7 protein-coding genes and 1 pseudogene are annotated in these 9,095 nt (G+C 71.1%); 3 read left to right on the forward strand and 5 right to left on the reverse strand.

Going from position 1 to position 9,095, the window contains the following annotated elements:
• Window positions 1-78: 78 nt before the first annotated feature.
• Both IRZ18_06800 and IRZ18_06805 read right to left on the reverse strand, forming a co-directional pair.
• Window positions 79-624, reverse strand: a complete 546-nt coding sequence (locus tag IRZ18_06800) for a biotin transporter BioY (GenBank protein MBX5476815.1) — start codon at window positions 622-624, stop codon at window positions 79-81.
• Between the two features lie 144 nt (window positions 625-768).
• Window positions 769-2,508: an MFS transporter gene (locus IRZ18_06805; GenBank protein MBX5476816.1), complete on the reverse strand. Its 1,740-nt coding sequence runs from the start codon at window positions 2,506-2,508 to the stop codon at window positions 769-771.
• A gap of 118 nt (window positions 2,509-2,626) precedes the next feature.
• Here IRZ18_06805 and IRZ18_06810 point away from each other — a divergent pair, with 118 nt between their 5' ends.
• Window positions 2,627-4,300, forward strand: a complete 1,674-nt coding sequence (locus IRZ18_06810) for a thiamine pyrophosphate-binding protein (GenBank protein MBX5476817.1) — start codon at window positions 2,627-2,629, stop codon at window positions 4,298-4,300.
• Between the two features lie 352 nt (window positions 4,301-4,652).
• Here the strand turns inward: IRZ18_06810 and IRZ18_06815 are convergent.
• Window positions 4,653-5,930, reverse strand: a pseudogene (locus IRZ18_06815) (FMN-binding glutamate synthase family protein).
• A gap of 141 nt (window positions 5,931-6,071) precedes the next feature.
• Window positions 6,072-7,445, reverse strand: coding sequence for an NAD-dependent succinate-semialdehyde dehydrogenase (locus tag IRZ18_06820; protein ID MBX5476818.1), 1,374 nt, complete (start codon window positions 7,443-7,445; stop codon window positions 6,072-6,074).
• A gap of 119 nt (window positions 7,446-7,564) precedes the next feature.
• On the opposite strand from IRZ18_06820, the gene IRZ18_06825 reads away from it, so the two are divergent.
• Together IRZ18_06825 and IRZ18_06830 are read left to right on the forward strand one after the other, a co-directional pair.
• Window positions 7,565-8,425: an SPFH domain-containing protein gene (locus tag IRZ18_06825; GenBank protein MBX5476819.1), complete on the forward strand. Its 861-nt coding sequence runs from the start codon at window positions 7,565-7,567 to the stop codon at window positions 8,423-8,425.
• A gap of 12 nt (window positions 8,426-8,437) precedes the next feature.
• A complete protein-coding gene (locus IRZ18_06830; protein MBX5476820.1) occupies window positions 8,438-8,692 on the forward strand; it encodes a hypothetical protein in 255 nt (84 codons plus the stop codon).
• Between the two features lie 7 nt (window positions 8,693-8,699).
• Here IRZ18_06830 and IRZ18_06835 read toward each other — a convergent pair.
• Window positions 8,700-9,095, reverse strand: a 396-nt coding sequence (locus IRZ18_06835; protein MBX5476821.1) for a TOBE domain-containing protein, incomplete at its 5' end; no start/stop codon positions are given.

Here is a 9,095-nt window from a genome sequence, read left to right on the forward strand (position 1 = left end):
GGGGGGGGGGGGGGGGGGGCGGGGGGGGGGGGGGGGGGGGGGGGGGGGGGGGCGCCCCCCCCCCCCGCCCCGGCTGCGTCAACGCGAGAGTTCCACGGCCGGCACGCTGACCGCGCGCCGCACCGCGACGGCGATCGCCGCCGCCAGCACCGCCTTGAAGGCATCGTACGGCAGGTACATGGCCGCGACGCCGATCGCCGCCCCCCACGCCATGTGGCCGAACAGCGCGAGACCGGCCACGCCGAGCCCGAAGTTGACGGCGAGCCCGGCCAGGTCCGCGACGACCAGCCGTCCGAAGCCGACCCGGGCGCCCTGGGACAGGAGCCCCACGACACCCGCGAGCAGCGGGAACGACAGGAGGTAGCCGCCCGTCGGCCCCACGAGGTGCGCGAAACCGCCCGCCCCTCCGGCGAACACCGGCAGGCCGAGCGCGCCCATGGCCAGGTACGCGACCTGGCTCCAGAATCCGAGCCTCGCCCCCAACAGCGAACCGGCGAGGAAGATGGCAAACACCTGAAGTGTGAACGGCACGGCCGCGGCGAACGGGTTCGGCACCGAAAGGTACGCCCCCACGGCCGTCAGCGCGGCGAACAGAGCCACCAGAGCGACGTCACGCGTCTTCAACGGCTCGTCCCCTTTCCACTCCCGCATTATACGAGTCCAGGGGCGCCCTCCGCCCACCGGGTCGCCCTCGCGTCGTCCCGCGGCGCCTCAGCACGGCATTCCGCGGCGCGTCCGCGCGGCATGCCGGGGCGCGTCCGCGCGGCGTCAGTCGGCGGACACGGTCTGCGCGCCTTCCGCACGCGCGGCCTCCGCGCGCACACCCCCGCCGGCGCGCCCCTCCGCGAAGAACTCCTCGTGCTTGAGCCGCACCTCGCGAAGGAAGAACGTGGCGAAGAAGGCCAGGACCGCGACGACGAGGGCGACGACGTACAGCTCCGTCATCGCGGCCGCCAGCGCGTGGCGCACCGCCTCGATGAACCCGCGGTAAAGCGTCTCCCCCTGCGGCCCGAGCGCGGCGAACTTCTGGTGCAGCGCGGCCTGCGCTTCCGCCGTGACGAGGCCCTGCGGATCGCCCAGGGCGGCGCGCTGGTCGGCCGGCGCGCGCGCCATCCACTGCTTCAGCGCGTCGGGGAGAAGGCGGGGCAGCCGTTCCGCGAAGCGGTTGGCCATCACCGTGCCCAGGACCGGCGCGGCGATGGCGCCGGCCAGCGTGTTGACGGCCTGCTGGGTCGCGTTCACCTGCCCGAGCATGCGGTAGGGGAAGATGTTCTGGATGACCGTGCCCATGATCGGCATCAGCGTGCCGATGCCCAGGCCGAGCAGGACCATGTCCCGCACGACCTCACCCCACGTGGAGCCGGCGGACAGGCGCGTCATCAGGAACGCGCCCGCCACGAGCACCGCGCCGCCGATGTGGGCCATCACCTTGTAGCGCCCGGTCCGCGTCATCACCTGCCCGGCGACGATGCTCGCCGCGACGAAGCTCAGCATCATCGGCGTGAGGATGAAGCCGGCGTTCTGTGCCGAGATGCCGAGCACGCCCTGGACGAAGAGCGGCAGGAACATGTTCGCGGAGAACATCGCCATCATCACGAGCAGGCTGATGACGATCGTCGCGGCGAACGTCGGGTTCGCGAAGATCTCCAGTTGGATGACGGGCTCCTCCGCGCGCCGCTCGTTCCAGACGAAGAGCGCGAGGATCGCCGCCGCGCCCGCGAAGAGCGCGATCTCCTGCCAGGATCCCCACGGATACGTCGTGCCGCCCCATGTGAAGCCGAGAAGCATCGGCACCAGACCTCCGGCCAGGAGGACGCTGCCCGTCCAGTCGACGCGGTGCCGCACGCCGGTGCGCACCGTCGGCAGCGCATAGAGCACCATCGCCAGCGCCGCGACGGCCACCGGCATGTTGATGAAGAACACCCAGTGCCAGCTGAGGTGGTCCGTGATCCAGCCGCCCAACGCCGGACCGACCAGACTGGCCAGCCCGAAGATGCCCATGATCAGGCCCATCCAGCGGCCGCGCTCGCGCGGCGTGAAGATGTCGCCGATCGTCGCGCGGGGCATGCTCAGCATCGCCCCGCCGCCGATGCCCTGGATGGCCCGGGCGGCGATCAGCATGCCGATCGATTGGGCGTACCCGGCGAGCGCTGAGCCGGCGACGAAGACGAGCAGGCCGAAGACGTAGAACGGCTTGCGCCCGTACATGTCGGAGAGCCGCCCGTAGAGCGGCACCGTGACGGACGAGGTGAGGATGTACGCCGTGAACACCCACGCGTACAGGTGCAAGCCGTTCAAGTCGCTGATGATCGTCGGCATCGCCGTGGACACCGACGTCTGGTTCAGCGAGGAGAAGAACATGGAGATCATCACGGCCGCCAGCGCCCACCAGCGCCGCTCGCCCGTGATCTGATTCGTCGTCTGGACGTTCTGAGCCAAGGTCGACGCCCCTTCGCCTGATGGTCGCCTCGATCGGGTTCGGGGATCGGGAACGGCCGATCTTTCGATACTCGAATCTTCTGCCACGCAGGCGATTCCGTCAACGCCGCCTCACCCGTCTCCGCTTCGCGATTCCGGCAAATACTACCCCCTGCAGTGCGATCCCTCACCAGGAGGCGGTGGACGTATGGAACCGACGGTCGCGGAACATGTCGTCCGGCAGCTCGCGAAATGGGACGTGCCGTTCGTCTTCGGCGTCGTCGGCGACTCGATCGGCCCGCTCGTGGCGGCGCTGGGCAAGCAGGACAAGGTTCGCTACGTCGGCGTGCGGCAGGAGGACGCGGCGGGGTTCATGGCGTCGGCCTACGCGAAGCTGACGGGCCAGGTCGGCGTGTGCCTGGCCGACGGCGGCCCGGGCTGCGTCAAGCTCCTCAACGGCGTCTACGACGCCCACTTCGACCGGGCGCCGGTGCTGGCGCTGACCGGCCAGGACGACGCGTCCAAGCTGGGCACGCGCTGGCCGCAGGTGATGGACCAGGATCTCGTGTTCCACGAAGCGGCCGGTGCGTACAACCACACGCTCTCGGACGCGAAGCAGGCGCCCCAGGTGCTGTACCAAGCGCTGCGCTCGGCGGCGGACAAGCACGACGTCGCGCGGCTCGGGCTGCCGAAGGACATCCAGCAGCAAAAGGTGGCCTCCGTGCTCTACCCGCGTCCGCCGTACGCGGCGCCGCCGGCCGGACCCGCGCCGTCCGAGGCGGTTGACGAGGCGGCGCGGCGGCTGGGCCAGGCGCGCCGGCCCGTCATCCTGGCCGGGCGCGGCGCCGCGCGGGCGGTGGAGCCGCTCCTGAAGCTGGCGGAAACGCTCGACGCGGCCATCGCGCACACGCTCCCGTCGCTGGGCATGATCCCGTGGGATCACGAGCTCAACGCCGGCGTCGTCGGGGAGTTCGGCACGCCTGCGGCGGCGCGGCTCCTTGGGCAGGCGGACGTCGTGCTCGTCGTCGGCACCACCTGGTGGCAGCCGACCTACGCGCCGGACGCGACGTACATCCAGATCGACCGCTCGCCGCAGCACGTCGGCATGACCTTCCCCGTGGACATCGGGCTCGCCGGCGACGCGGCCGCGACCCTTGAGGCCTTGGCCCAGCGCGTGGAGCGCGGCGAGCGCGCGCAGTGGCGGGCGGAGATCCAGGAGGCGCGCGCGGAGTGGCACGCGGAGCTGGAGCGCCGCGTAACGGGCGACGGCGCCGCGGCGCTGCACCCCGGCGAGGTCGTGGAGGCGCTGGGACAACACCTTGAAGACGACGCCATCCTGTGCCTCGACGTCGGCGACAACACGTTCTGGGTGAGCTCGGGGCTCAAGGCCCGCCGCGTCACGCCGCTCGTCTCCGGCCACTGGCGCAGCATGGGCTTCGCCCTGCCCGCGGCCTACGCCGCGCGCCTCGTGGACCGCAAGCGGCAGGTCGTGGCCGTCACGGGCGACGGCGGCCTCGGCGAGGTCCTCGCGGAGTTCACCACCTCCGTGCAGCACGAGTTGCCGGTCCTCTGCCTCGTCTTCCGCAACGGCTCCTACGCGGAAGAGAAGCACGCGCAGATGCGGATGGGGCTCGACGCGCACGGCGCGGCGTGCCACAGCCCCGACTTCGCGGCGTTCGCCGAGGCGTGCGGCGGCGCCGGCTACCGCGTGAACCGGCCGGCGGAGCTGCGCGACCGCATCGCGCAGGGCTTCCGCAGCGCCTTCAAGGAGGGCCGGCCCACCATCGTGGACGTGCCGGTGGCGGAAGTGATGCCGGAGTACCCCAAGGCGCGCGGCGGGCTGCTCAAGGCGAACGAGGTGCCCGAGCTGGCGCACCTGTGAGCGGGAACGTGACCGTGATCCAGGACGGCGGAACGAAGCGGGCCCCTTGCGCCCCCTCGGGCATCCGAGGGAGCGCGAGGGGACTTCGTCGCGGCGACCTCCGGCGGGGCGGAGCGGCATCCGCCGGCAAGGCGGAGCGGATTCAGCGCGGCGTCAGCGCCGGCTCGGCCGCGCCGTCGCGGCTGGAGGCCTCGCGGCCCGCGGTCACGTGTGGCGCCGGGTCCGCCGCGGCGGCGCCGCGCAGGGTGCCGTCATGCGCACCGTCCCGGGAGGCGGCGCGCCCGTCCAGCCACTTTTGGACGAGCTCTCCCCCGGGCCCGAGGACCGGCGGGGTGGGACGCCATGCCGACGGGATGCCGGCGAATTCGGCGATGCGATCGTCCAGGGCGACGAGATCCTCGCGTTTGAGGTCGGCGACGCGCGTCTTGCCGACGGCGGCGATCCCCTGCCGCATCTCCTGTTCCGTCGCCTTGAAGAAGTTGTAGAGGTTCTGCGCGGCCTGGTCGACATCGAAATCGTGCCGTTGCGAGCCGGTCTGGAGGACCAGCTGCGTCGCCGGCTCGCCGGGGGCCGTCTTGGCCATCTCGTCGGCGAGCATCGCCAGCACCGCGATGGTGCCGATGTAGACCGCGTCCGCGCCGAGCGCGATGGCTTTCAGGAACTCGCCCGGCGTGCGCAGCCCGCCGGCGGCCACGACGGAAATGTCGCCCCGGACGCCGCGCCGCTCCAGGTAGTCGACGGTGCGGACGAGCGCGTGGAACGTCGGCAGCCCGGTGTCGTCCGCAAGCGTGGGCGGAGCCGCGTGCGTGCCCGCCTCGGCGCCGTCGACGACGACGTAGTCGACCCCCGCGCGGATCGCGATCTCAAGTTCCCGCTCCATCCACTGCGTGGCCCCGAACTTGTAGCCGATCGGCACGGGGAAGCGTTCCTTGAGCTTCTTGACGAGCCGCTCGAGATCCTGGGCGCCCTGCACGCCCTCCAGCTGGGACTCGATCAGCGCGTCCTTGCCGGGGTCCAGCCCGTAGACCTCTCGCATCCTCTCGTGGATCTTCTTCGCCGGGGTGGTCTGGGCCACGCCGGCCTGGGCGCCCTGGCCGACCTGGATCTCGATCGCGTCCGCCTGCTCAAGCTCATCCCAACGGTATTGGGAGCTCGTCGGCCACGTGCCGCGGATGTACTGGACGATGAGCTTGTCGGCCGCCTGACGCTCCTCCGGCAGGAAGGCCTCTCCGGTGTTCGTGGCCGTCCCGGCGCGCGACGCCGCCCGCGCCAGCGCGACCTTCGCCCGCACGCTCAACGCGCCGCCGAAGGACATGCCGGTCACCATGACCGGGATCTCGATCTGCAGCGGTTTCTTCGCGCGCGGGCCGATCGTCACGCGCGTGTCGATGGGCGTGCCGTACTTGGGCGGGACGCGGGTGAGGTACGTCGGGCTGAGCAGGATGTGCTCCCACGGCGACATCTGCAGCACGCTGCCGAACGGCCGCCCGACAGCCTTGCCCTGCTTGGCGCGCATGAGCGTCTCGACGAGGATGCGGGCGTTCACCTTCTGCATCGTCGTCAGGGTGTTGACGAGGCTGTCGGTGTACGGCTCCTTCATGATCCGCTTCATCTTGGAGTCGATGACCATGTTGACGAACCAGTCCAGCAAACCCACAGGGCACCCTCCCGATTCGCGGCGGGAGCGCCGCCGCGGCCCACGCGGACTGCGCCTCCCTCCGCGCGTCTTCTCCGGTAGGATGCCCCGTGACCGTGCGTTCTACCGCGCGTCCTACTTCGCCGGCCCGACCCACACCGTCTGGACGTTCACGAATTCCCGGATGCCGAACTCCGACAACTCGCGGCCGTAGCCGCTGTTCTTGACGCCCCCGAAGGGCAGTCGCGGATCGGACGCGACCATGCCGTTGATGAAGACGGAGCCGGACTCGATCTGCGCCGCCAGCCGCCGGCCGCGCGCCTCGTCGGCCGTCCAGACGCTGGCGCCGAGGCCGTAGCTCGTGGCGTTGGCGACGTCGATGGCCTCCGTCTCGTCGCGCACGCGGATGACGGCCGCCGCCGGGCCGAACGTCTCCTCGCAGGCGACAGCCATCTCGCGGTCCACGTTCAGGAGCACCGTCGGCCGGTAGAAGAAGCCCGGCCCGGGCATGCGCTCGCCGCCCACGGCCACCCGCGCGCCGGCCTCCACCGAGGCGCGCACCTGGCGGTCGAGGGCGGCGACGAGATCCTCCCGGGCCAGCGGCCCGACCTGCGTTTCGCGGTCCATGGGGTCGCCGACGCGCAGTTCCGCCACCGCCTCACAAAACTTTTCCTCGAACGCGTCGGCCACCGCTTCGACGACGATGAAACGCTTCGCCGCGATGCAGCTCTGGCCCGTGTTCTGGTTGCGCGCCCAGGCGCCCGTGCGGGCGGCCGCGTCGAGGTCGGCGTCTTCAAGCACGATGAACGGGTCCGAGCCGCCCAACTCCAGCACGGTCTTCTTCAACGCCTGCCCCGCCGCCGCGGCCACCTGCCGGCCCGCCACCTCGCTACCCGTCAGGGTGACGGCCGCCACGCGCGGATCCGCGATCAGCTCGGACGCCTTGCGCCCGCTGATGAGGAGGCTGCGGAAGACCCCGTCCGGGAAGCCGGCCTCCCGAAACACGCGTTCGATGGCCAGCGAGCACTGCGGCACGTTGGAGGCGTGTTTCAGAAGGCCCACGTTCCCGGCCATCAGGGCTGGTGCCGCGAAGCGGAACACCTGCCAGAAGGGGAAGTTCCAGGGCATGATGGCGAACACGGGCCCGAGCGGCCGGAAGGCGACGTACGCCGCGCGCCCGCTGCCCTCCTTCGGAATGTCGGCGAGGAACGCCTCCGCGTTGTCCGCGTAGTAATCGCAGGCCCAGGCGCACTTCTCGACTTCCGCCTCCGCCTGGACGATGGGCTTGCCCATCTCGGACGTGATCAGCCGCGCGAGGTCTGCCTTGTGCTGGCGCAGGTACGCGGCCGCGGCGCGCATGTGCGCCGCGCGCTCGGCGAACGGCACCTGCCGCCAGCGGCGGAACGCTTCGCGCGCCTGCTCGAGGGCCCGTTCCACCTCCGCGTCCGGGGTCTCCTCAAATGAAGCGAGCCGTTCTCCCGTCGCGGGGTTGATCGACAGAATCTCCATGCCAAACCCTCCCTACGGCATAGGCTACACCTGTCCGTCGGCGCGTAGACATGCATCCCATCGGATCATCAATGTGATATCATTACGGCATCACAACGGTGTCACTGGGAGGACATGCGGTGGATCGCGAAGCGTGGAAGACTAACGGCATTGTCGGTCTGGTTCTTGGCCTGGCGGCCTTGGGTGGAGCATTGTGGCTCATCGTCCAGGGCGGGAACACGGAGCACTGGCTCGTATTCGCTTTCGGATGGGTGCTCTTCTTCGCCGGCTTCGTCGTGCTCACGGGGCTGCTCGCGGTGCAACCGAACGAGGCGCGCGTCATCATTCTGTTCGGGCACTATGCCGGCACCATCCGCCGGAGCGGCTTTTGGTGGACGGCGCCGCTCAGCGTCAAGCGCCGCGTTTCCCTGCGCGTGCGCAACTTCAACAGCGAGAAGCTGAAGGTCAACGACGCGGCGGGGAGCCCCATCGAAATCGCGGCCGTCGTGGTGTTCCGCGTGGTGGACGCCGCGCGCGCCGTCTTCGACGTCGACAACTACGAACAGTACGTGGCCATCCAGAGCGAGACGGCGCTGCGCCACCTCGCCAGCCGGTACCCGTATGACGCGTACAACGACGGGGAGCGCTCGTTGCGCGGCAACCCGGACGAGGTCGCGGAGGATCTGCGCGTCGAGCTTCAGGAGCGGCTCGCCGCCGCGGGCGTGGAAGTGCTGGAGGCGCGGCTGAGCCACCTCGCCTACGCGCCCGAGATCGCCAGCGCCATGCTGCAGCGACAGCAGGCGGCGGCGATCGTCGCGGCGCGGCAGACGCTGGTCGAAGGCGCGGTGGGCATGGTGCAGATGGCCCTCGCGAAGCTGCAGCAGGAAGGCGTCGTGGAACTCGACGAAGAGCGCAAGGCGGCCATGATCAGCAATCTCATGGTGTCGATCGTCGGGGAGCGCGGCATCCAGCCCGTCGTCAACGTCGGCAGCCTCTACTGACGGTGACGTCGGATGGCTGAGAAGAAACGCTTCCTGCTCCGGCTGGACGCGGATCTGTACGCGGCGCTTGAGAAGTGGGCGGCCGACGAGCTGCGAAGCGTGAACGCGCAGATCGAGTACCTACTGCGCGATGCCGTGCGGCGGGCGGGTCGCGGCGGGGCGAAGCGGGCCAGCGCCGGTGGGCCCGCCCGCCCCGCTCCGTCCACCGACCGCGATCCGGCCGCCGATGGCGGCCCGGCGGAGGGCGACCCGCCCGCCGGGGGCTGACGCCACGTCAGATCGCGCGGCCGGACTCCGGGTCGAAGAGGTGCACCCGCCGCAGGTCGACGCGCACGACCACGACGTCCCCCGGGTGCAGCCCGGCGTCTCCAGGGGCGCGGACCGTCAACCGCGTCCCGCCCGCAAGGATCACGTGGATGTGCGCGTCGGCGCCGAGAACTTCGACCAGGTCGACGCGCCCGCGAACGGCATTCGACCCGCCCGTCTCCCCCGCGGACGCGCCGGCGCACTCATCTTCGCCCGGCGCTGCCGGCTCGATCCTCAGCGCTTCGGGCCGGATCCCGAGGACGACGCGCCGCGGCAGATCCCCGCGAACGCGGGATCCCGCGCCGGGATCGGCCAGGTCGATGCGGAACCCTGGCCCCTCCGCCCACAGCGCCGAACCCGCCGA

The organism is Clostridia bacterium (genome assembly GCA_019683875.1).
GTDB lineage: Bacteria > Bacillota > Sulfobacillia > RBS10-35 > Bu92 > Bu92.

What these genes read in the sequence shown, in the direction of transcription:
- IRZ18_06830 (MBX5476820.1), top strand. Translation starts at nt 8,438, where the DNA reads ATGGCTGAGAAGAAACGCTTCCTGCTCCGGCTGGACGCGGATCTGTAC.
- IRZ18_06820 (MBX5476818.1), bottom strand. Translation starts at nt 7,445, where the DNA reads ATGGAGATTCTGTCGATCAACCCCGCGACGGGAGAACGGCTCGCTTCA.
- IRZ18_06810 (MBX5476817.1), top strand. Translation starts at nt 2,627, where the DNA reads ATGGAACCGACGGTCGCGGAACATGTCGTCCGGCAGCTCGCGAAATGG.